The sequence below is a fragment of the Salipiger bermudensis HTCC2601 genome, assembly GCF_000153725.1.
Taxonomy (GTDB): Bacteria; Pseudomonadota; Alphaproteobacteria; order Rhodobacterales; family Rhodobacteraceae; genus Salipiger; species Salipiger bermudensis.
Genome location: NZ_DS022278.1, coordinates 198,070 through 218,565 on the forward strand (window position 1 = coordinate 198,070; position 20,496 = coordinate 218,565).

Annotated in this window: 24 protein-coding genes and 1 pseudogene; 9 read left to right on the forward strand and 16 right to left on the reverse strand. The window is 61.8% G+C overall.

Annotated elements, in window-relative coordinates:
- Positions 1–171: 171 nt before the first annotated feature.
- Complete coding sequence (locus R2601_RS23565; RefSeq protein WP_007803448.1) at positions 172–837, forward strand: L,D-transpeptidase; 666 nt, start codon at positions 172–174, stop codon at positions 835–837.
- Between the two features lie 47 nt (positions 838–884).
- Here the strand turns inward: R2601_RS23565 and R2601_RS26325 are convergent, their stop codons facing one another.
- The gene (locus tag R2601_RS26325; protein WP_369817429.1) at positions 885–1,172 is read right to left on the reverse strand and encodes a hypothetical protein; all 288 of its coding nucleotides are present in this window, start codon (positions 1,170–1,172) and stop codon (positions 885–887) included.
- Between the two features lie 177 nt (positions 1,173–1,349).
- On the opposite strand from R2601_RS26325, the gene R2601_RS23570 reads away from it, so the two are divergent.
- The gene (locus R2601_RS23570; RefSeq protein WP_207287124.1) at positions 1,350–3,704 is read left to right on the forward strand and encodes a heavy metal translocating P-type ATPase; all 2,355 of its coding nucleotides are present in this window, start codon (positions 1,350–1,352) and stop codon (positions 3,702–3,704) included.
- Here the strand turns inward: R2601_RS23570 and R2601_RS23575 are convergent.
- Positions 3,698–3,973, reverse strand: coding sequence for a hypothetical protein (locus R2601_RS23575; protein WP_012187175.1), 276 nt, complete (start codon positions 3,971–3,973; stop codon positions 3,698–3,700). The two genes, R2601_RS23570 and R2601_RS23575, sit on opposite strands and share 7 nt — an antisense overlap.
- 97 nt (positions 3,974–4,070) lie before the next feature.
- Between R2601_RS23575 and mntR the strand changes: the two genes are divergently transcribed.
- The gene (gene mntR, locus R2601_RS23580) at positions 4,071–4,529 is read left to right on the forward strand and encodes a manganese-binding transcriptional regulator MntR (RefSeq protein ID WP_008327326.1); all 459 of its coding nucleotides are present in this window, start codon (positions 4,071–4,073) and stop codon (positions 4,527–4,529) included.
- 261 nt (positions 4,530–4,790) lie between these two features.
- Here mntR and lnt read toward each other — a convergent pair whose 3' ends face one another.
- The 10 genes from lnt to R2601_RS23635 are packed head-to-tail and all read right to left on the reverse strand — an operon-like array spanning position 4,791 to position 12,243.
- Positions 4,791–6,362, reverse strand: coding sequence for an apolipoprotein N-acyltransferase (lnt, locus tag R2601_RS23590; RefSeq protein WP_007803458.1), 1,572 nt, complete (start codon positions 6,360–6,362; stop codon positions 4,791–4,793).
- Positions 6,359–6,832, reverse strand: coding sequence for a signal peptidase II (lspA, locus tag R2601_RS23595; protein ID WP_007803461.1), 474 nt, complete (start codon positions 6,830–6,832; stop codon positions 6,359–6,361). The genes lnt and lspA overlap by 4 nt, the downstream gene beginning before the upstream one ends.
- 4 nt (positions 6,833–6,836) lie before the next feature.
- On the reverse strand, positions 6,837–7,619 hold the full coding sequence (locus R2601_RS23600) for a ZIP family metal transporter (protein ID WP_007803463.1): 783 nt from the start codon (positions 7,617–7,619) through the stop codon (positions 6,837–6,839).
- 22 nt (positions 7,620–7,641) lie between these two features.
- Positions 7,642–8,100, reverse strand: a complete 459-nt coding sequence (locus R2601_RS23605; RefSeq protein WP_007803465.1) for a DUF411 domain-containing protein — start codon at positions 8,098–8,100, stop codon at positions 7,642–7,644.
- Positions 8,101–8,103: 3 nt separating this feature from the next.
- Complete coding sequence (locus tag R2601_RS23610) at positions 8,104–9,477, reverse strand: M23 family metallopeptidase (protein WP_007803467.1); 1,374 nt, start codon at positions 9,475–9,477, stop codon at positions 8,104–8,106.
- A complete protein-coding gene (locus R2601_RS23615) occupies positions 9,474–10,100 on the reverse strand; it encodes an SCO family protein (protein ID WP_007803468.1) in 627 nt (208 codons plus the stop codon). The genes R2601_RS23610 and R2601_RS23615 overlap by 4 nt, the downstream gene beginning before the upstream one ends.
- Entirely contained in the window at positions 10,100–10,570 is a 471-nt protein-coding gene (locus R2601_RS23620) for a copper chaperone PCu(A)C (RefSeq protein ID WP_008327335.1), read from the reverse strand. The genes R2601_RS23615 and R2601_RS23620 overlap by 1 nt, the downstream gene beginning before the upstream one ends.
- Before the next feature lie 22 nt (positions 10,571–10,592).
- Complete coding sequence (locus R2601_RS23625) at positions 10,593–11,252, reverse strand: DsbA family protein (protein WP_007803472.1); 660 nt, start codon at positions 11,250–11,252, stop codon at positions 10,593–10,595.
- Entirely contained in the window at positions 11,249–11,671 is a 423-nt protein-coding gene (locus tag R2601_RS23630) for a disulfide bond formation protein B (protein WP_007803474.1), read from the reverse strand. Before R2601_RS23630 ends, R2601_RS23625 begins: the two co-directional genes overlap by 4 nt.
- A 5-nt stretch (positions 11,672–11,676) precedes the next feature.
- On the reverse strand, positions 11,677–12,243 hold the full coding sequence (locus R2601_RS23635; RefSeq protein WP_007803475.1) for an SCO family protein: 567 nt from the start codon (positions 12,241–12,243) through the stop codon (positions 11,677–11,679).
- 213 nt (positions 12,244–12,456) lie between these two features.
- On the opposite strand from R2601_RS23635, the gene R2601_RS23640 reads away from it, so the two are divergent.
- The 5 genes from R2601_RS23640 to R2601_RS23660 all read left to right on the forward strand — a co-directional run bounded on the left by R2601_RS23640 (position 12,457) and on the right by R2601_RS23660 (position 15,459).
- Positions 12,457–12,885: a MerR family transcriptional regulator gene (locus R2601_RS23640; RefSeq protein WP_007803476.1), complete on the forward strand. Its 429-nt coding sequence runs from the start codon at positions 12,457–12,459 to the stop codon at positions 12,883–12,885.
- 82 nt (positions 12,886–12,967) lie between these two features.
- On the forward strand, positions 12,968–13,588 hold the full coding sequence (locus R2601_RS23645) for a cation efflux transmembrane domain-containing protein (protein ID WP_008327361.1): 621 nt from the start codon (positions 12,968–12,970) through the stop codon (positions 13,586–13,588).
- Between the two features lie 69 nt (positions 13,589–13,657).
- A complete protein-coding gene (locus tag R2601_RS23650; RefSeq protein ID WP_007803479.1) occupies positions 13,658–14,221 on the forward strand; it encodes a transglutaminase-like domain-containing protein in 564 nt (187 codons plus the stop codon).
- Positions 14,211–15,176 (forward strand): cation diffusion facilitator family transporter, encoded by a 966-nt coding sequence (locus R2601_RS23655; RefSeq protein WP_007803480.1) that lies wholly within the window; start codon positions 14,211–14,213, stop codon positions 15,174–15,176. The genes R2601_RS23650 and R2601_RS23655 overlap by 11 nt, the downstream gene beginning before the upstream one ends.
- Positions 15,148–15,459, forward strand: a complete 312-nt coding sequence (locus tag R2601_RS23660; RefSeq protein WP_007803481.1) for a SpoIIAA family protein — start codon at positions 15,148–15,150, stop codon at positions 15,457–15,459. Before R2601_RS23655 ends, R2601_RS23660 begins: the two co-directional genes overlap by 29 nt.
- A gap of 330 nt (positions 15,460–15,789) precedes the next feature.
- Here R2601_RS23660 and R2601_RS23665 read toward each other — a convergent pair whose 3' ends face one another.
- Positions 15,790–16,632 carry a hypothetical protein gene (locus R2601_RS23665; RefSeq protein ID WP_007803482.1) on the reverse strand — a complete coding sequence of 281 codons (843 nt, stop codon included), beginning with the start codon at positions 16,630–16,632 and terminating at the stop codon, positions 15,790–15,792.
- A gap of 161 nt (positions 16,633–16,793) precedes the next feature.
- Between R2601_RS23665 and R2601_RS23670 the strand changes: the two are divergent.
- Positions 16,794–17,054: pseudogene (locus tag R2601_RS23670) on the forward strand (transposase); the annotation flags it as partial.
- Between the two features lie 64 nt (positions 17,055–17,118).
- On the opposite strand, the gene R2601_RS23675 reads toward R2601_RS23670, so the two are convergent.
- The 3 genes from R2601_RS23675 to tnpB all read right to left on the reverse strand — a co-directional run.
- Positions 17,119–18,321, reverse strand: coding sequence for an IS256-like element ISPebe1 family transposase (locus R2601_RS23675; RefSeq protein ID WP_007792467.1), 1,203 nt, complete (start codon positions 18,319–18,321; stop codon positions 17,119–17,121).
- 187 nt (positions 18,322–18,508) lie between these two features.
- Positions 18,509–20,059, reverse strand: a complete 1,551-nt coding sequence (gene tnpC / locus R2601_RS23680; protein WP_007803484.1) for an IS66 family transposase — start codon at positions 20,057–20,059, stop codon at positions 18,509–18,511.
- 54 nt (positions 20,060–20,113) lie between these two features.
- A partial coding sequence (gene tnpB / locus R2601_RS23685) for an IS66 family insertion sequence element accessory protein TnpB (protein ID WP_217626411.1) occupies positions 20,114–20,496 on the reverse strand: 383 nt, incomplete at its 5' end.

Here is a 20,496-nt window from a genome sequence, read left to right on the forward strand (position 1 = left end):
TGATAACAGAAAATTTTCTTGAACCTCTAGTAGCTTTAGGAGTTAAGCCACCGACAAAGAACGGCACCATGGAGCAAGTTGCCAATAACGCCTCACTCCTTCCCGGGCGAACAACACTGCGTTCGGGGTAAGGTTCGGTTTGCCGTCCAATGCGTGAACGGAGCAATCTATATGCTGACAAGACGACATTTCATCCAGACGACCACCGCGCTGTTTTCGGCATCGATATCCAGCCCGCTCCTTGCAGACACGTGGCCTACCGATGCGCAGAAGGCAGCTTGGGACGCACAGGTTACACCTCCCGGCTACGACCCGGCCACGTCCAACCCTTGGGGCCTTCACCCTCGCTTCCTGCCACAGCGGGTCCTCGCGAAGGACGGACTTGTACCCGGTGATATCCATGTCGATGCTGTTGCGCGCTATCTCTACCACATCGAAGAAGGCGGCACGGCGATGCGCTATGGCGTGGCGATCGCGCGCGGTAAACTTTACGAACCGGGCACCTATACGATCAAGCGCAAGGTCAGGTGGCCGCATTGGCAGCCGACACAAAACATGATCGACCGCGACCCAGAGCTTTACGCCGATATCGCTGACGGTATGGAACCCGGACCTGAAAACGCGCTCGGATCGCGAGCCCTCTATCTCTTCGTCGGCGACCGAGACACCTATCTAAGGATTCACGGGACACCGTATCCAAGAAGCATTGGCGGCCGTGCGAGTTCCGGCTGCGTCCGAATGGTCATGGCACACATCAATGATCTCTATCCCAACGTCGAGATTGGCTCGACGGCATTCCTGTACTCGGCGGAAGACAGCGTCACCCCGAGAAGTTGACTGGCGCATCATGTGTTACGCGTGGGCTTGACGCATCTATGGGCTGATCAGGACTGGCGCGAAGTGCAGATGGGGTTGCCACCTGCCGAGCGTAGCGGAACCAAGGTGTTTTCCACCGGACCGCTGTGTTCATACCAATAACAGCCATCCTCGGGACGAAGCCGCGCCGTGGTGAGATCCTGACCAGGCGCAGCAAGGGCAATGACGGCCTCGGGAACACTTCCCACTTCGTTGCGAGCGCCGCCGTCGTCCAGCGTTGGCACCGCGCAGCCAGCAAGCACCAATGTCGCTGCGATAATCGGCGCGTTTCGTTTCTGCATGTCTACCTCACTCATTCTGATCGCTTCGTACCGGCAAGCGTTGCTCCAACCGCGTCGTTTCAAGGGGGCGGCTAGCTTCAAGCCTCCGCAGGGCGCCTTTCTTGCTGGACGAATATCCACTTGTTGCCCTTGAAGCTCTAGTTACTGTAGGGGCTATGTCAATGTGGAATCAATGAATCCTGAGGTCAATCCATGTCTTCCGACGGCAACCGCAACGATCACGGCCATCCGGGTGATCAAGAGCATTCTGACCCAAGAGGCAACTCCTGTTGCGACGCCAGCAAGGACGTCGCGTCCACGGCGCCAGCGCCGTCTGGCGGAAGGAGCTTTCAGGTCTCCGGGCTCGATTGCGCCGAAGAGGTGGCGATCCTGAACCGGGTTGTCGGGCCGAAAGTGGGCGGAACCGAACACCTGGCATTCGACGTGATCAACGGGCGAATGACCATCCTCGATAGCGCCGAGAGGATACCAGACGACGAAGTCACGCAGTTGGTCGCAACGACCGGCATGAGCGCCAAGCCATGGGATGCCGACAACGCAGCAGAGGACCAGGCGGCGCATCTGGCACGTCAGAAGCGCTTTACCTCGTTGAGCGGCGGCTTCTGGGCGGCGGGATTCCTTTTTCACATTGTCGAGACCGGCATGGGCGGCGCGCTCGGGCTCTTTGCGGGCCATGGCGAGGTGCCTATGCCTATGGTGGAAGCAGGGATCTTCGCCGTCGCGATTCTTTTTGGCGTCTGGCTTGTCGCGCCCAAGGCCTGGTCTTCGGCGCGGAGGCTTAGCCCCGACATGAACCTGCTCATGGTGGTGGCCGTCGCGGGCGCCATCGGCCTCGGCGAGTTTTTTGAGGCCGCGACGGTCGCCTTCTTCTTCTCGCTTTCGCTTTATCTTGAGAGCTGGAGCGTGGGGCGGGCGCGTAATGCGGTTTCCGCGCTCCTCGATCTGGCGCCGCCAACGGCGCGGGTTCTTTACGACGATGGATCTGAATCCGACGTTCCGGCCGCGGCCGTGGCAGTCAATGCAAGGTTTATCGTGCGCGGCGGCGACCGGATCCCCCTCGACGGTGAGGTCGTGGACGGGGCAGGGGCCGTCGATCAGGCCCCAATTACTGGGGAAAGCGCGCTAGTGCCCAAGGAACCAGGCGACGAGGTCTATGCCGGCACGATCAACGGCGAGGGCACACTGACGGTGCGGGCGACGAAGGCCGCCTCGGACACGGTGCTCGCGAAAATCATTCGCATGGTGGGCGATGCCCATGCCCGCCGCGCGCCGGTCGAACAGTGGGTGGCCAAGTTCGCGCGCATCTACACACCCATCGTGATGGCTTTGGCGATCGCCATCGCGCTGGTGCCGCCACTGCTGCTCGGCGGCGCCTGGGACTACTGGTTCTACAATGCTCTGGTCCTTCTGGTCATCGCATGTCCTTGCGCGCTGGTCATTTCTACGCCGGTCTCCATCGTGGCAGCGCTGACCGCGTCGGCACGGGCGGGGGTGCTCATCAAGGGCGGCGCCTATGTCGAGGCGCCGGGGCGGACCACGGCACTGGCGATGGACAAGACCGGGACGATCACCATGGGCGAGCCTGAGGTGGCGGCGGTTCACCCACTGGTCGGCGTTTCCGCACGCGATCTCATGGCGCTGGCAGCAAGCCTGGAGGCGCGGTCTTCACACCCGCTGGCACGCGCCATCCTCTCGCGCGCCGAAGCCGATGGTGTTTCCGTGTCTGCCGCAGAGGACACCCGTACCGTGCCCGGGCGCGGTCTGGAAGGACGCGCCGACGGGCGCGCTATCTGGCTCGGCTCGGATCGCTTCGCCGAAGAGAAGGGGTTCGGCAATGCCATTCCGGCGGATCTGCGGGATCGGATCGAAGGGGCAGGGAGCACCCTCGTTGCCGTGGGTGACGAGACCGGCGTGACCGGCGTACTGGAGCTTCGCGACCGCATCCGCCCAGATGCAAAGGGGATCGTTGCGCGTCTGCATGCGCAGGGTGTGAAGACCATCGTGATGTTGACGGGCGACAACGAACGCACCGCGCGCGCGGTGGCAGCCGAAGTCGGCATCGACGAGGTGCGCGCCGAACTTTTGCCAGAAGACAAGGTGACGGCCATTGAGGAACTCGTCGAAAGCCACGACATGGTGGCGATGATCGGCGACGGTGTGAATGACGCACCGGCCATGGCGCGGGCGCATTATGCCATCGCCATGGGCGCTGTCGGATCGGATGCCGCGATCGAGACGGCCGACATCGCGCTGATGACCGACGACATCGGCAAGGTACCCTGGCTTATCGGCCATTCGCGCCGTGCCATGACGATCATCCACCAGAATATCGGCATATCGCTGGCGACCAAGGCGCTGTTCGTCGGGCTGACCGCGTTCGGTATGGCCTCAATGTGGGGCGCCATTGCTGCGGATGTAGGCGTGTCTCTGCTGGTGGTCGCCAACGCACTTCGGCTCCTGAACGGCCATCAGGTTGAGGCCGGGCCTTCAGGCGGAGAACCGGTGGGCGAGCAGATGGCGAAAGGAGCACTGGCGCACGGTCATTGATCCGGCGGTTTCGGTAGCTCGATATCGCTTTTGCGGTCCAGCCACGCCAGCGCCCCGACAGAGAATTCCGAACCCCGGTAGGGTTCCGTCCAGGCGGTCTCGATGTCGTCCCAGGGCAGAGGCTCGAGATTTCCAAGAAAGAGCGTCAGACGGTAGGCCGCTGCCTCGGGAAGCCAAGGCGCCTCCTTGGCCGGCGTCGCGGCGACAGGTCCGGACAGGAGGAGCGCACTTGCGAGTGTGGCGAGCAGCACTCTCATAATATTTCGCATCACCACGGCCTCCAAAGTAAAAAGTTAGACATGGCTAACTTATCTACCCGAAGCAAACAAGTTGTCAATCCCGCTGTTTCGCTGCAAAGTCCCGAGTATGACAAAGCTACAATCACAAGGGCGTGAGCCATTCGAAGCGGTCGACCGGGCTCCCGAGGCGCAGGCCGATGGCTTTGCGACCGTGCGTCAGGCACATGAAAGCGAGATGGCGGAGGATTACGTCGAACTGATCGCGGAACTGATCGAGACGCGCGGGGAGGCCAGACCGGTCGAGATCGCCGAGCGGCTTGGCGTGAAGCCGCCGACCGTGACCAAGAACATCTCGCGGCTCAAGGCTGCTGGTCTGGTCCGGCGGGAGCCATACCGCGCGATATTCCTCACCGATGCCGGGCAGGACCTCGCGGAGATCTGTCGACGCCGCCACAGGGTCGTCGTCGCCTTTCTTCTGAGCCTGGGAATCGACGAAGAGACCGCGGAACGCGATGCGGAAGGGATCGAGCATCACGTCAGCGGGACGACATTGGAGGCGTTCGAGCGACGGCTCAATCAGAAATGAGCTCGCCTAGATGCACATTCGCGCGATTCTCTATCGGGACCTCGAGCTATCAGGTCTTCAAGCCGCTGACACGTTTGCGCAATTTCGAAGCTCGCTAGCCGAGAACCCGCGACAGCACGATGGTTGCAAACAGGGCGACAAGTCCGAAGGCGATCGCAGACGCTACCGCATATTGGAGGATATCCAGGTGATTCCCCCTCCTCCGTCGTGCCAGATAGCCACCCCAGATCGCGCCTCCGATAGCGCTCACGATCACAAGCATCAGGATACCTCCGTTCCAAAATGCCGCGCATCGGGATCTCGTCCGAGCAAACTGGCCAGCCAGCCGAAGACCCAGCACCCAAAAACAAGAACCAACAAGGTCCAGTCGCCGAACCGCGCATAGGGCGTTGGAGTACGCGCGCCCGGCAGGCCGGCATCAATGGTGCCTGTTTCCCCGGTATCAAGACGCGCGACGACATTTCCATTGGCGTCGATGATCGCGGATATCCCAGTGTTGGCCGCCCGGACCACGGGAAGTCCCTCCTCGACCGCGCGCATCCGCGCGGAGGCGAGGTGCTGCTCGGGTCCGATGCTGGTTCCGAACCAGGCATCATTTGTGGCGTTGAATATCCAGTCGGGGCGGAAAAGGTCATCGACCACGTGGCCCGGAAAGATGATCTCGTAACAGATCGCCACCGCGACCAGAGGCGCGCCAGGGATCGCCAGCGTGCGCGGCCCTGGTCCCGGCGTGAAATCGCCCAACCCTTCGGTCAGCCGCTCGATGGGCAGCCAGCCTTTCAGGGGCACATATTCCCCGAACGGAACAAGATGATGTTTTGCATACCCCGTCAGAACCTCGCCGCTGCCGTCATAGGCCTGAACCGTGTTGAAATATCTGGTTCCCCCATCGCCCTCCACTCGGTCAGGCGCACCTGTCAGTAGGATCCTGCCGTCTGGCAAAGCTGCAGATATCCGCGCGCGTGCCGCAGCATCTTCGTCCAGAAAGCCGGGGAAGGCCGTTTCCGGCCAAAGCAGCAAATCGAAACGTCCGGGTTGCGCGGACAAGCCCAGGTATTTTTCCAAGGTTCGCTGGCGGCTGCCCGGTACCCACTTCTCGACTTGTGGCACATTGCCTTGGACGATGCGCAAAGCAACGTCTGTCGGCGGCATGTCCTGCCCTGACCGAAGCGCACCGCCAACCCAGAAACCCGCCACAGCAACGGCGAAGAGCACGAGAACAGGCGCGCGTCTCTTTGGCGCCGCCACAGTCAACACACCTGGCAATATGCCGATGAAGACCGTGAGAAAGCCCAAACCGTAGCTTCCGACCCAGGCGGCGGGTTGGCGCAGGGCGGCATAGTCGACAAGGGCATAAGCGGCAAGGTTCCAGGGAAACCCTGTCAGGACATGACCCCGCAGCCATTCCGTGGCCACCCAGCAGGTTGCAAACAGCAGGCCCGCCGCAATGCCGCCGACAGCTCGGCGCTGCATGATGGCGGCAAAAAGCATCGCCGCCATGCCCGGGAAGATGGCAAGTCCGGCGGACAGACCCGCGACCGCCGGAATCGCCAGTGCGCCGAAACGTTCGGCATCGACGTAAAAGCTCTCGGCGATCCAGGAAATTCCAATCCCGAATTGGCCCAGTCCGAAAGCCCAACCGACAAGGAAAGCGCGCGAGGTTGAGATGTTCCGGAGAACGATAAAGAGCACGGAGAAGGCGACAGGGACCGCGATGAGCCAAGAAAACGGCGGAAGAGTCAAAACCGTCAATCCGCCGGCAGCAAGGGCAAGACCCATGCGCTGGAACAGGTTCAGGTCCTCACTAACGAACTGCGGCAATCCCGGCTTCATGAATCGGTCTGAAGTCGAGCGCCAACCCACGGCGCAATGAGCAGCAGCATCACGCCGCCAACCACAAAAACATCGGCCATGTTGAAGGCAGGCCAGTGCGCCGTCCCGATGTAGAAATCGAGGAAATCCGTCACCGCACGATAGCGCAGGCGGTCCAGAATATTGCCGAGTGCACCGCCGATGATCGCACCATAGGCAATGGCCTCGACCCGGCTGCTGGTACGGACCAGCATGAACGCCAGCCAGACGCAGATGCCAAGCGCCAGTAAGACAAGGCTCCACCACGGCGCGCCGCCGAGAAGCCCGAAGGTCACTCCGTCATTGCGCAGGTAGATGAGATTGAAGCCGGGAAAGACCGATACGCCGGAACTAAGAACAGTCGCATTGGACACAACGATTGCCTTCGTTGCCTGATCGACAAGAAAGGCGATCAGCGCAGCAAGCAGACCGACGAAGAGGCAAGTTCTCATCAGCTTATCCCAGCCAGACGTCGAGGAACAACATGATCACAAGACCAACGGCGAGGCCGAGCGTCGCCCTGTTCTGATGGCCGGATCGGTGGGTTTCCGGAATGATCTCGTGGCTGATGACGTAGAGCATCGCACCTGCTGCGAAGGCGAGACCCCAGGGCAGCAGCGGTTGCGAAAGACTGATAATCCCTGCGCCGAGAAGTCCACCGACGGGCTCGACGAGACCGGTCAGAGCGGCGATGCCCCAGGCGCGAAGCCTGGAATAGCCCTCGCCGAGCAACGAAACCGCCACCGCCAGACCTTCGGGGGCATTCTGTAATCCAATACCGATCGCAAGTGGCAACCCGCCCGACAAACCGTCAGCCCCGAACCCGACGCCGACGGCAAGCCCTTCGGGAAAATTGTGGATAGTGATCGCGATGATGAAAAGCCAGACGCGCCGCAGCGATGCGGCGTCGGGACCTTCCCGCCCCGTCTTGAAATGTTCATGCGGTAGCCGTTCGTTCATCAGAGCGATCGCGCCCATGCCAAGCAGGATCGCAACACATACGATGGCCGCCGGGAGAGCACCGTTGTCGAACTGTCCTTCAGCTGCGTCGAGAGCCGGGATGATCAGCGAGAAGAACGAAGCCGCGAGCATGACACCCGCCGCGAAGCCAAGCAGCAGATCGCGCGTGGCCCGGGACGGGATGCGCCCAAAAAGAACGGGGACCGCCCCGACCGCGGTCAGCGATCCGGCGGCCAGGCTTCCAAGAAAGCCAAGCGCTATGGGGGAGAGGGGTTCCAATTGTTAAGGTTCTGCCGCGAGTTCAGTCAGGAGCCGAGTAGCTGGTGTAGACCTCGGTCGATCCGTCTTCGTGGATCAGGAAGACATCGTAAGCCTCCCGGTCGTCCTCCGGTCCCATGCCGGGCGACCCGTAGGGCATTCCCGGCACCGCCAGGCCTACCGCGTCTGGCCGGTCCTCCAGCAGGCGTTGGATGTCAGCCGCCGGCACGTGGCCCTCGATCACATAGCCGTCGACCAAAGCCGTATGGCAGGAGACCATGCGCTGCGGCACGCCATTGTCGAGTTTGAAGCGCACAAGAGATCCTCCGAACATGTCCTCGCCCATCGGCGCGAAGCCATTCTCCTCGAGGTGCTTCATCCAGGACAGGCAACAGCCGCAGCCGTTTGTCTTCCGGACGTCGATCTGAATCGCCTCTGCGACGGCCTGCGCCGCAGGAAGCAAGGCAAATGCGATGGCAAGGGCGGGAGTAAATCGTTTCATGGATCAAAGCCTTTCGGTTGTCGTCTGTGCAAATTCGCTGGCGAGCCTCTCAGCAAGAAGTGAACGCGCCTCACGCAGTCGCTCAAGCGCGGCCGTGTCGTCCGCTTCACGCTCGGCCGCCTCTGCCAATCGGTCGTCAGAGAGAGGGTCGGTTGGGCGACCGTCCACCAGCACTTCGTAATGTAGGTTGGGGCCTGTCGCGGTACCCGTCGCACCGACCCGCCCGATCATATCTCCGGCCATCACGCGTTGCCCTTGTGTGAGCCCGTCCGGTACGGCGCTCAGATGCGCATAGCGCGTCAGGGTGTCGGAGCCATGAGCGATCTCGACGACCCGGCCATACCCACCGCGTCGGCCGATGAAGCTAACGCGGCCCGGCGCCGTCGCCTGTACCGGCGTGCCGCGCGCCGCCGCGAAGTCGACTCCTGTGTGCATCCGTACATTGCCGTAGACCGGATGGGTGCGGCGCCCGAACACAGAACTCAGCCGTGCACCTTCGACCGGTTGCGCAAACACGCGCAGGACTTCTCCGTCGACATAGATCGTCGCTTGGCCGCTGCCGTCGTTCGGCCAGACGATTTCATAGACCGAGCCATCGATATCCAGTGCGGCAAAGGCAAGCTCGGGCTGACCAATCCTCTTGTTCCCGTCTCGGGCCTCGCGCCAAAGGAGGCGCATCGTCTCGCCACCCGCAAGATCACGACGGAAATCCACGGTGCCGCCCAGCATCTGCGCCAGGTCCACCGCAAAACGGGCGGGGATGTCTGCCGTGTTCAGGGCGGCGAAAATCGAGCTCTCGATCACCGCCTCGCCGGCGAAAGTCACCAATTCGGGATCCGGGTCCAACACGCGGGCGGCAAGCTGTTCGCCGAAGACCGCCTCTATCCGGACACCGTCTTCGACGGCGAGCTCTACACGACGCGGGTTGTCGTCCGTTGTGGAAACCACCGTAATGATGTGACCCGGACGCAGACGGCGCAGATCGTATTCCGTGCCAATCGCCAAGGCGATTTCGGCGCGATCCGAAGCATCCAGCCCCGCATCGGAAAGGACCGCATCAAGCGTCTCGCCGGACGCAATCTCCCGCGACCAGGTGACCAGCGGGGGCTCGATAGATGGCAAGGAGGTATCAGCGGGGGAAACGGTCAGGAGCGGCCGGGGTCTGAACTCGAATGCGATATCCGCCTGGGCGAGTGTAGGGCGGACCGAATTGGTTTCGGTAATCCGAGGCGGCGCAAGCGGATTGGGAGTCCAGAGGGTCGCTTCAGCAATCGCAGGGGGCACCGGTTCTTTGGACAGAACGCCAGAGATGGCGATGGCGGTCACCGAAAATGCGCCTGCGACCGCAACGGCCGCCAAGACAGTTCTTATCTTCATGTTGCCCCCTCTACGTCTTCTGTCAGTGCGCGCTGGATCTTCGGCACCGCGAATTCTCTTTGCTCGTGATAGTCGATCATGGTGACGAGCTCACCCTCGGCATCGAACAGGAATACGCTTGCCGTATGGTTCATCGTATAGCCGCCGCCCTCAGTCGGGACGCGCTCAAATGAGGCACGAAACCCTTCTGCAGCGCGGGCAATTTGGTCTTCCGGCCCCGTCCAGCCACGAATGACCGGATGAAAATAGCCGACATATTCGGCCATGGCCTCGACCGTGTCCCGCTCCGGGTCGACCGTGATGAAGACCACGTTCATCTCTGATGCTTCGTCGCCCAGTTCCTCAAGCCAGCCGGAAATATCCGATAGGGTCGTCGGGCAGACGTCCGGGCAGTAGGTGAACCCGAAAAACACCATTGTGGGACGACCGATCAGGTTGCCAGGCCCTACCTCATTTTCCTCGTGGTCGGTCAGCCGGAACTCCATCGCCGATAGGGGCAGGGGCCGCTGCCCTTTTGGTTCAGGCGCACCGGGCCCGTCCACCCGCCACCAGCCCACGAAGAGCGTCAGGCCAAGAACGCCGGCACCGGCTGCGCCGTATAGAAGGAGCTGCCGACGTTGCATCAGCCCTCCGGTCCACGCGCGGCGATTCCGAGGATTGGGACCTCGACCGTCACCTTGCCGCCATCCGAGAAGGTCAGTGTCAGCGGGAAATTCTCGCCTTCGGTCATCGGCTCTTGCAGCTTCATGAGCATGGCGTGCAACCCGCCCGGCTCCAATGCCACGCTTTGGCCGGGCTCAATCGTGATCTCGCCTGCAGGCGCCATGGAACTGACGCCATCGGAGTTGGTTTTCGACTCATGGATCTCGGGCATCATTGCCAGCGGTGTCGCAAGTCCGGTCAGCGTAACGGCGTCTTCACCCGTGTTGCGCACGGTCATATAGGCGGCACCTGGCCTGTTGACGCCGATCGAGGCGCGGGACCACGCATTCTCGACCACGACATCCTCCGAACCGGCCAGTGCGGGGGCCGACAGCCCTGCAACCGTCAAAAGCACGGCCAATGCATTGGTATATCTCAACTTCTTCACCACTCGTTTCTCCTGCCTCCGCAAATCAGCTTTGGCTTGCCGCAACTTCCACTGCCACCAGCCTCTGCAATTCGGCCTCACCGAACGGATCGAGAGGCTTGCCGTTCACGAAGAACGTGGGCGTTTGGCGGACCCCGACTGTCTCGACATCGGCGCGGTCCTGGTTGAGCACCGCCACAACACCGGGGGCCAGCATCTGTGTCCGGGCAGCTTCGACATCCAGACCTCCGCTTGCTGCAATCTCAAGGATCAATCCGGGTGCCGGGGTCCCGTGAGACGCCCATCTGGGCTGCTCTCGCAAGACTGCCTCGAGCACAGGTTCAAACACGTCCTGCATGCGCGCCGCCTCGAGCACACGGATCGCTTCTACCGACGCCTCGCCGTGAAAAGGCGTATAGCGGATTACAACGCGCACCGCGTCTCCGTGCTCCGCCATGATATCCTCGACGACCGGATAGAAAGCGCGGCATGCCTCGCAGGCCGGGTCGAAGAATTCAACGATGGTTACGGGCGCATCCTCGGGCCCGAGGATCGGGGAATAGGGTCGGATCAGCGCGTCGGCCATTTCAGGGTCGATGGGATCGGACGCGGCAATCGGGTCGGGGCGGGTGGCATACCAGGCGGCACCGCCGAAACCGGCGACCCCGAGCGCGAGAACGGACAGGATGAGGCCGCGTCGTTTCATTTTTGTGTTTCCTTCAGTGAGAGAGCCGACAGCAGACCGATCATCGCGAAGGCGACGAGCGCCATCAAAGGAATCGGAATGCCGAAGACCAGTTGATTGTCGTCGGTACAGGATGGGCCGGTCGCCGTGCAGGGCTGGATACGCTCGGGGATAACGCCGACATAGAGGCCCAAGTGCCAAAGCGCGACGGCGGCACCGCCCAAAGCCAGCGCGATCCCGTAGCGACCCACGCGCCGATCCTGCCACCACAGCCCAAGCCCGAGGATGATGGCCAAGGGGAACATGAAGGCACGCTGGAACCAGCAGAGCACGCAAGGTGTCTGCCCCAGAACCTCGCCGATGAAGAGCACGGCAAGCGACGCGGTGAGCGCGATGATCCAGGCCAGGCCAAGGGCCGTCTCTCCGGAAAGTCGGGTCATGACGATCAGATCCTCTGTCTCAGATCGGCGAGGATCTCTTCGGCGGGCGTGCCGTAGGGCCAGGAGTCCGCGAAGCCTGCTTGCGTGTCGAAAAGGAAAAGATGCGACGTGTGACCCATCGTGTATCCGCCCGGCGCAGTCGCCTGCTCGATCCGCTCAAAGAATATCGGAAAGGTTTCGGATGTCGCGGCGATCTGCTCCGGTGTACCGGTCAGCCCGATGATCCCTGCGTCGAACAGGGGCACATACTCGGCAAGTGCAGTCGGCGTATCCCGCTCCGGATCAATCGTTATGAAAATCGGCTGAACCATTGCTGCCTCATCGCCCAGGCCCTCCATCACGGCCGCGACTTCGGACAGTGTTGTCGGACAGACGTCGGGGCAATTGGTGAAGCCAAAGAAGACCAGCATCCAGCGCCCTGCGAAATCTTCGTCCGTTTGGACCATGCCGCGATGATCGGTCAGTTCGAAATCAGCAAGAAACGGTGGTTCACTCTCGGTGCGGGCAAGATCGGCACGGTAGTCGGACCATAGCAACAGCCAGATGAAAACGAACGCCGCCGCGCCCGCCAACACCCACAATACCTTCTGAAGACCTGAAAGCCTCACGCCGCTCCGCCCGAACCTGATTCTATATTTTGTGTGCGTTTACATCCTCTAGCTACTGTAGGTTCAAGCGTGATTGTCATCGATCGGCCAACAATCACCGATCTGTGAAACTCGGGTGAAGCTTGTGATGCGCACCGCATAAAGCTACACCCACTGTAGGTAATGTGGGGAGCGGAAATGCTGACGATTGGGACGCTGGCGAAGAAGACCGGAACAAAGGTGCAGACCATCCGGTATTACGAGCAGATCGGACTTATGCCTGAGCCCGGCAGGACCGAGGGGGGCCAACGACGCTATGGCGACGCCGAACTCGACCGCTTGTCATTCGTCCGGCACGCACGGCAACTGGGGTTCTCGTTGGACGCGATCCGTGAGCTCCTCGATCTCAGCGATCATCCGGGAAAGTCCTGCGCTGAGGCGGATGCAATAGCCCGTCGGCAACTCAAACAGGTCGAGCAACGATTGGCGCGGCTCGAGGCGCTGCGGACGGAATTGAAGCGGATGGTGCATGAGTGCAGCGGCGGACAGACTTCTGATTGCCGTGTGCTCGAGGTACTGCGCGACCATTCCGAATGCCTGACCGACCATGAAGAGATCGGCGCCTGAGCAATTTCGACGACCTTTGATCGGAACGCAAAAAGCCCGGTGTTAGTTACTCATTGGCAATTCACTAATTTGGATACCCGGCATGGCGGAGCAGAGAAACGCAACGGAAAGACGCACACTCTGGATCGTGCTGGGTCTCAACATCGGGCTGGCAGTCGCTTTCTTCGCCTCGGGCGCATTCGGCGAGTCAAGCGCGCTTATCGCCAATGGCCTCGACAATCTGTCGGACAGTTTCGTCTACGCGATCAGCCTCTTCGCGCTGTCCCGCTCCGCCAAGTGGAAGCGCGGAGCGGCGAACGTTTCGGGCGGCCTGCTGATCCTCTTCGCCCTTGGAATCCTGTATGACGCGTGGCGCCGCTACGTCGGCGGATCGGATCCTCTTGGCACGATCATGATTGTCATGGCGCTGGTAGCGGCGGCCATCAACGCACTTTGCGTCTGGCTGCTGGCACGGCTTCGCGATCCAGACGTAAACATCCGAGCGGCGAATACGTTCAGCTGGAACGACTTCGCGGCCAATCTCGGAATCGTCGTCGCAGGCGGGCTCGTAGCCTGGCTCGGAACGAATTGGCCGGACCTTGTCGTGGGCGTGATTGTCGCCGGCATCGCGGCCTGGGGTGGCGTCGGAATCCTGAGAGACGCGCATGGTGAACACCACAAGGCGGTGCACAATGACGATCAGGTAACCAAGGACTCGGCCTGAAATCGGGGCTTGAAGCTACAGTGACTGTAGCAACTACATATTCTCGTGAACGATTCGAGGAGGTATCCCGTGAACCCCGCCGACCCTCATTTGGCCAAAACCCGGCTGCTGGATTTTGACGCGACCTCAATTGCAAAACTGATCGAGGAGCGCGGCTGGGCAGACCTTCCCAGCGACGACCGAATTGGGGCCATCTACGATTTCGTCAGGAACGAGATTACCTTCGGCTACAACCGCGCCGACGACATTCCGGCGTCCGAGGTCCTCGCAGATGGCCACGGGCAGTGCAACACCAAGGGCACGCTCCTCATGGCCCTGCTGCGTGGCGTGGGAGTTCGCTGCCGACTGCACGGGTTCACAATCCACAAGGCGCTTCAGAGAGGCGTCGTTCCGGAACTCGTCTATCCCCTCGCGCCGTCCGAAATCCTCCACTCCTGGGTAGAGGTGGACTTGGGCGACGGATGGGTCAATCACCGCCAGAACTTCGGATTTGTGCGCGACTTGCTCTATCGCCACGTCATCCGTCACTGGATGAATGCCAGGGTTCGCCGCATCCGCCGCGGAATCTTGCCGCCGGTCCCCGGATTCGATCGGCCGAACCACCGCCATGAGGAGACGAACCGTGCCGCATGATCACGGCCACGCCCACATCGATCCTCAATCCGGTGATCGTCGCGTCTCCATCGCCATCTGGGCCAACGGCCTCCTGACGGTCGCGCAGATCGTCGGCGGGATCCTTTCCGGCAGCCTCGCGCTGATCGCGGATGCCCTCCACAATTTCTCGGACATGGCGTCGCTGGTGATCGCCTTCTTCGCGCGTAAGATCGCTCGCCGCCCGGCGGACAAGCGCATGACCTTCGGCTATGGGCGGGTAGAAATCGTCGCAGCGCTCATCAACTACACGACACTTATCCTGATCGGCTTCTACCTGATCTACGAGGGTGGCATGCGCATGATCGACCCACCAGAGGTACAGGGCTGGACGGTGGTGATCCTGGGCGGTGTGGCACTGGTCGTCGACACGTTGACGGCGCTGCTCACCTATTCGATGCAGAAAGGCAGCGTGAACATCCGTGCGCTCTTCCTGCACAACCTATCGGACGCTTTGGCCTCCGTGGCGGTCATCATCGGCGGCTCGCTCATCCTCCTCTACAACATGCGGTGGGTCGACCCGGCGATCACCATCGGCATCGCTCTCTACATCCTCTACCTCGCATTTACCGAGATCGGCGGTCCGATTCGGACGCTGATGCTCGGCAGTCCACCGGACATCGATAATGAAACCGTCGTTCAGGCGATGCGGGGTGTGGATGGTGTCGCGGACGTTCATCACGTGCATCTGTGGCAGATGCAGGAGCACGAGGCGGCTCTGGACTGCCACGTCGTGCTGACAGCGGACGGCTGGGGTCAAATCGAAAAGATCAAGGCCGCGATCAAGGACCGGCTGAAGGACGATTTCAGCATCGGTCATTCGAGTCTGGAATTTGAGCACGAAGACCGCGCACACGAAAACGCTGACCTTTACGGTCACGGCAAACCGGAAAAAGAGGAGGAAAACCATGTTCACCGAGACACTGACAGCTCATGACGACACGATTGGCCTCGCCTGCGAGGGCAAGCTCAGCGAAAGCGACCTGAAACGGATGCACGCCCTGCTTCATGAGCGCCTGCAAGAGACAAGTAAGCCCGGCCTGGTTCTCGATCTCACGAGGTTCGAAGGCTACGATGGGCCGTCCGCTCTGCTCGAAGATCTGAAAATCGACACAGCCCATAGGAATGACTTCCGCCGCGTCGCTGTGGTGGGCGAAGGGGCTTTGTTGGAGTGGGGAACCAGGTTCGCCGACGTGCTGACCACGGCAGAACTCCGTTAGTTCGACCCGGCGGAAATGAAGGCGGCAATCGCCTGGGCAAGTGAAAGGTAGAGTAGCTTTCAATCAGATGCCTTCGCAGAAGACAGCATCTGTTCGAAACCATAAACAAAAGAACTACAGCAGTTGCGAGACCCAAGAGCAATCCGAAAGTTCTGAACATGGTCGCTCCTTTCGCAAAGGAGTAACTTTGGTACGGTGGCACTGCCCTTGCCGGGGCATTATCAAATCGTAATGTTTTAGCGGCTCAGGGCGCCAGTTGGTTAACATAAACTTCACTATCGGATATTGAATCGCGCCGTGTTTCTCGGCTCCAAAGCTTGGCAAGCGAACCTACCTGGAAATTTCCCCTGCTAACACCGCTCGTCCGTGCACCGCCAAGGTTGCTGAAAACCTCTGGCACCCAAACTTGCGGATTACATCCAGTACGCGCGCTTCGTAGGCAGCGTGACCGATCAAACGACACAGGTCGGACGCGTGGAACTGGCGGTTCGCAGTCGGGGCGGCTTGCATCTGTCTCAGCAATTCGCGCTCTTTGGGGTCTGCTACCCGCTTCTGCGATGGTTTCACCTCGGGACGAGGCCGAGTCCCCGACGAATTCCGCCATCGGCGCATGAAGCCAAGCAGGAAGCCGGCCGGCACCCTGCCGTTGCCTCGGGACCGATTGAAGGCGAGGAAGCGGTCCCAAATGACCTGGGTGTCGACGTTCCAGCAGGGCAACGTGGCCTTCGCTGCTTTGATGAGCTCTGCCCAACTGGTCTGAAAAACATTCGAACTCGCTGTGATGTCGATCAGTCCTGCGAAGATAGTTTTGTTATTATTATCTCTAGATAGTGATGTGTCACCTTCACCTGACACGAGATCATGGGTTTCACTCTCCTCGTCGAAGGCGGAAAACCGAAAGATCCAGGGCGCGAACTTGCCATTCGGCTTCGCCCGCTCGAGCTGCAACTCCGACGTCTCAAGTTCGCTCAAAAGAACCGAAAGATATTGTCGTGAGACACCCATCCTCTCTGCCAGGGCAGAGAGGGTGAAGGCTGCCGTTCCGCGCGACAAACCGTTGTAGCCATCCTTCCAGGCGATGGCATCGAGGATGAGGGTGGCAAGCTTGTGCGCTGCAACAGAGAGATTTGTCTGCGTGATCCGTCGCAGGATCAGGCCGGTCGTAGGTTCCATGGTCGAGGTCTCCTTGGAGATCCGACGCCATGTCGTGAGACAACAACATTCTTGCCAGCAAAACAACTTTGCTGGTTGCAGGTGTTTTGGCGGTGCGCTAGGCCGTGTTGACAAAAGGGATTCACAGTTGCCGTTAGGCATGATTCAAGCTGGTATCTGCGATGGAGACCAGCTTGGCACGAGACCTGATGTCGGACGAGGAATGGGCGTTCTTTGAGCGGTTCATCCTTGCAATCCGCGCCCCGAACGGGCGTAAACCTACCAATCACCGCCTTGTTCTTGATGGGATTTTCTGGATCGCTCGGACCGGCGCGCCTTGGCGCGACCTGCCTGAGGAGTTTGGAAAATGGTCGAGCGTCTATCGGCAGTTTCGGCGTTGGACACTGGCGGGGCTCTGGGAGCAGATCATGGACGCCCTGAACGATGATGTCCCGGGAAGTGGTGTAGCTCCTCATGGGCCTCGCGCTTTCGAGCGGGCCGAGCTGGTCAGTCGCTCTGCGCTGCAGGCAGACTGACACCGAGATCATCGCAGACGGGCGCGAGCGTTTCCAGCGTCATGTATCTGGCGCGCTGGACTGTCCATTCCTCGGTCTGCTCCATGAGGATCGCGCCGACGAGGCGCCGGATCGAAGCCTCGTTCGGAAAGATGCCGACGACGTCCGTGCGTCGCTTGATCTCGCCGTTCAGCCGCTCGATCGGATTGGTGCTGTGCAGCTTGGTGCGATGCTGGGCCGGGAAGGTCATATAGGCCAGGACGTCCTCCTCGGCCGTGTCCATGAGCGTGGCCAGCTTGGGGAGCTTGCCGCGCATCTGGTCCGCCACGAGACGCCACTGGGCCTTCGCCGCCGCGTGGTCGGGCTGGGCAAAGGCCGTGGCGATGAATGCCGAGACCACCCGGCGGCTGTTCTTGCCGGCATGGGCGAGCGCATTGCGCTGGAAGTGGACGCGGCAGCGCTGCCAGGTCGTGGACAGGACCCGGGCGGTGGCGGCCTTGATGCCCTCATGCGCATCGCTGATCACAAGCTTCACGCCGCTGAGGCCACGGCGGACGAGATCACGCAGGAACTCGGTCCAAAAGGGTTCGGCCTCGGAGGCCCCGATCGCCATGCCCAGCACTTCGCGCCTGCCGTCGGTGTTGACGCCCACCGCGAGCGTGACCGCAACCGATACGATCCGGCCGCCCTGGCGCACCTTGAGATAGGTGGCATCGATCCAGAGGTAGGGCCATTCGCCCTCGATCGGCCGTGTCAGAAAGGCATCCACGCGCTCGTCGATCTCCTCGCACAGTCGGCTGACCTGGCTCTTCGACACCCCGGTGCCACCCATGGCCTGCACCAGGTCGTCCATCGATCGCGTTGAGACGCCGTGGACATAGGCCTCCTGGATCACGGCCGTCAGGGCCTTCTCAACAGAGCGCCGCGGCTCGAGGAACGAGGGGAAATAGGAGCCGGTGCGCAGGCGCGGGATGCGCAGTTCGACGCTGCCGGCCCGGGTCTGCCAGTCCCGATCGCGATACCCGTTGCGCTGCGCCAGGCGCTCGCTGGTCTTCTCACCATAGTCAGCACCGGTCTTGGCGCCGACCTCCAACTCCATCAGCCGTTCGGCAGCAAAGCCGATCATCTCGCGAAGCAGGTCGGCATCGGCGCTCTTCTCTACCAGCGCACGCAGGTCCATCATGGGTTTGGTCATCGGGGGCATCCCTCGGTTCAGGTTGGTGTCAGCAACCCGACCCTACCGAGAAACCCGATGGCCACCGAAAGCTACACCACGACCTGGGACCTCACCCCCTGAACGAAAGCGGCGCGCTGCCACACGCCTTGCAAATGATCGACAGCACTGTGGTTCGCGGTAAGCGCTGTCTACGCCCCACGCGGGATCAGCTTGACGTGGTGAAGCTCCAGGGCAGAAGCTCGTCGATCCTGCTGGCCGGGTGACCGGCGGCGATCGCTTCGAGGGTCGCCTTGAGGTAGGCGAAGGGCTCCACGCCGTTGATCTTCGCGGTGGCGATCAGGGAGGCGATGCGGGCCCAGGTGCGGCCGCCCTCGTCGTGGCCGGCGAAGAGTGCGTTCTTTCTTGTCAGGGCGATCGGGCGGATCAGGTTTTCGACGGCGTTGGAGTCCATCTCGACGCGGCCGTCGTGGAGGAAGGTCTGCAGGCCGCCCCACTGGCGGTGGATGTAGGTCAGCTTCTCGCCGAGGCGTGACTTAACCGAGATACGCAGACGCTGTGCCTGCAGCCAGTCGCCGAACTCGGCCACGAGGGGCGCGCTGCGGGCCTGACGGGCCGACAGACGTTGGCCCGGGCCCATGCCCCGGATCTCGACCTCGATACGGTAGAGCTCAGCGATCCGGCGCAGGCCCTCGGCGGCGATTTCCGAGCCGTCGCGATCGAAGACCTCCTTCAGCTTGCGCCGCGCATGCGCCCAGCAGTGGGCCACCGTGATCGGCGCGCCGCCCTTGCGGGAGGGGCGCGTCAGTCGATCGTAACCGGTATAGCCATCCAGTTGCAGGATGCCGTCGAAGCCCTGCAGGATCTGCTCGGCATGGGCGCCAGCACGGCTTGGGCGATAGGTGAAGACCACGCCGGGCGGGTCATCGCCGCCCCATCCACGATCATCCCGGGCAAGCGCCCAGAGGTAGCCGGTCTTGGTTCGGCCACGGCCCGGGTCCAACACCGGGGCGGTCGTCTCGTCCATGAACAGCTTGCCGGAGGACTTGAGGTGCTCGGTCAGCCTGTCGACCACGGGGCCGAGGTGGAAAGCCGCAGTGCCGGCCCAGTCCGCCAAGGTGCTGCGATCGATCTGGATGCCGGAGCGGGCAAGGGTCTGGCTCTGTCTGTAAAACGGCAGGTGGTCCGCAAACTTGGACACCAGGACATGTGCGATGGCCCCTTCGGTCGGCAGCCCACCTTCGATCAGCCGGGGTGCGGCGACAGCCTGAATGACCCCATCCGAGCAGATGCCGCAGGCATACTTCGGCCGGATGTCGACCAGCACCCGAAGCTGCGCGGGCACGATGTCCAGCCGCTCGGTCCGATCCTCGCCGATCCGGTGCATGCGGCCGCACCCACACGGGCACTCAAGGCTCGCCGGTTCGATGACACGTTCGATGCGCGGCAGATCAGCGGGCAGATGGCCGAGATTGCGCTGCCGTCTCCGGCGCGGCGTCGTGGTGGATGGCGCAGCCTGCTCCTTGCGGGTCTCGACCTCGGCGACGGCGGTTTCCAGGTCTTCGAAGGCCAGCTGCCGGTCGTCTTCGCTCAGCTTCTCGGACCGTTTGCCATGCACGACATGGTTCAACTCGGCGACGAGATGCTCGAGGCGCCGGTTTGCGTCCTTCAGCGCACCATTCTCCTGCAGCAGCGCAAGAACGGCGGCGCGCTGGCTCTCGGGGATCGCGGACAGGTCGATGGGCGGGGCGTTGGACATGCGCAGATTATACCGCGCCAAATGCGTCGATGCCCTATCATTCCCTGGGGCGAGTCACTCTGCCACAGCTGGTCTGCGCACCTCCAGAGATCGCACACGGCGCCAGTCCAGGCCGGCAAACAGGGCCTCGAACTGTGCCCGGTTCAGCGTCATGGCCCCATCCCTGATCGCAGGCCAGGTGAAAGTGCTTTCCTCAAGCCGCTTGTAGGCCATGACCAAACCACTGCCGTCCCAGAACAGGATCTTCAAGCGGTCGGCGCGCTTCGAACGGAAGACAAAGACCGTGCCAGTGAACGGGTCCTCGGCCAACATCGACTGCACCAGCGCCGCGAGGCCATCATGTCCCTTGCGGAAGTCGACCGGCTTCGTCGCCTGTGCAGCGACACCGCTGGTGAAACAGCGCGACATCGCAGGTGGTGATTTTGGGGGAAGCGGAA

Coding starts and splice junctions, on each gene's coding strand:
- R2601_RS23565 (WP_007803448.1), top strand. CDS start 172: ATGCTGACAAGACGACATTTCATCCAGACGACCACCGCGCTGTTTTCG.
- R2601_RS26325 (WP_369817429.1), bottom strand. CDS start 1,172: ATGAGTGAGGTAGACATGCAGAAACGAAACGCGCCGATTATCGCAGCG.
- R2601_RS23570 (WP_207287124.1), top strand. CDS start 1,350: ATGTCTTCCGACGGCAACCGCAACGATCACGGCCATCCGGGTGATCAA.
- R2601_RS23575 (WP_012187175.1), bottom strand. CDS start 3,973: ATGCGAAATATTATGAGAGTGCTGCTCGCCACACTCGCAAGTGCGCTC.
- mntR (WP_008327326.1), top strand. CDS start 4,071: ATGACAAAGCTACAATCACAAGGGCGTGAGCCATTCGAAGCGGTCGAC.
- lnt (WP_007803458.1), bottom strand. CDS start 6,362: ATGAAGCCGGGATTGCCGCAGTTCGTTAGTGAGGACCTGAACCTGTTC.
- lspA (WP_007803461.1), bottom strand. CDS start 6,832: ATGAGAACTTGCCTCTTCGTCGGTCTGCTTGCTGCGCTGATCGCCTTT.
- R2601_RS23605 (WP_007803465.1), bottom strand. CDS start 8,100: ATGAAACGATTTACTCCCGCCCTTGCCATCGCATTTGCCTTGCTTCCT.
- R2601_RS23610 (WP_007803467.1), bottom strand. CDS start 9,477: ATGAAGATAAGAACTGTCTTGGCGGCCGTTGCGGTCGCAGGCGCATTT.
- R2601_RS23615 (WP_007803468.1), bottom strand. CDS start 10,100: ATGCAACGTCGGCAGCTCCTTCTATACGGCGCAGCCGGTGCCGGCGTT.
- R2601_RS23625 (WP_007803472.1), bottom strand. CDS start 11,252: ATGAAACGACGCGGCCTCATCCTGTCCGTTCTCGCGCTCGGGGTCGCC.
- R2601_RS23630 (WP_007803474.1), bottom strand. CDS start 11,671: ATGACCCGACTTTCCGGAGAGACGGCCCTTGGCCTGGCCTGGATCATC.
- R2601_RS23640 (WP_007803476.1), top strand. CDS start 12,457: ATGCTGACGATTGGGACGCTGGCGAAGAAGACCGGAACAAAGGTGCAG.
- R2601_RS23645 (WP_008327361.1), top strand. CDS start 12,968: ATGGCGGAGCAGAGAAACGCAACGGAAAGACGCACACTCTGGATCGTG.
- R2601_RS23660 (WP_007803481.1), top strand. CDS start 15,148: ATGTTCACCGAGACACTGACAGCTCATGACGACACGATTGGCCTCGCC.
- R2601_RS23665 (WP_007803482.1), bottom strand. CDS start 16,632: ATGGAACCTACGACCGGCCTGATCCTGCGACGGATCACGCAGACAAAT.
- R2601_RS23675 (WP_007792467.1), bottom strand. CDS start 18,321: ATGACCAAACCCATGATGGACCTGCGTGCGCTGGTAGAGAAGAGCGCC.
- tnpC (WP_007803484.1), bottom strand. CDS start 20,059: ATGTCCAACGCCCCGCCCATCGACCTGTCCGCGATCCCCGAGAGCCAG.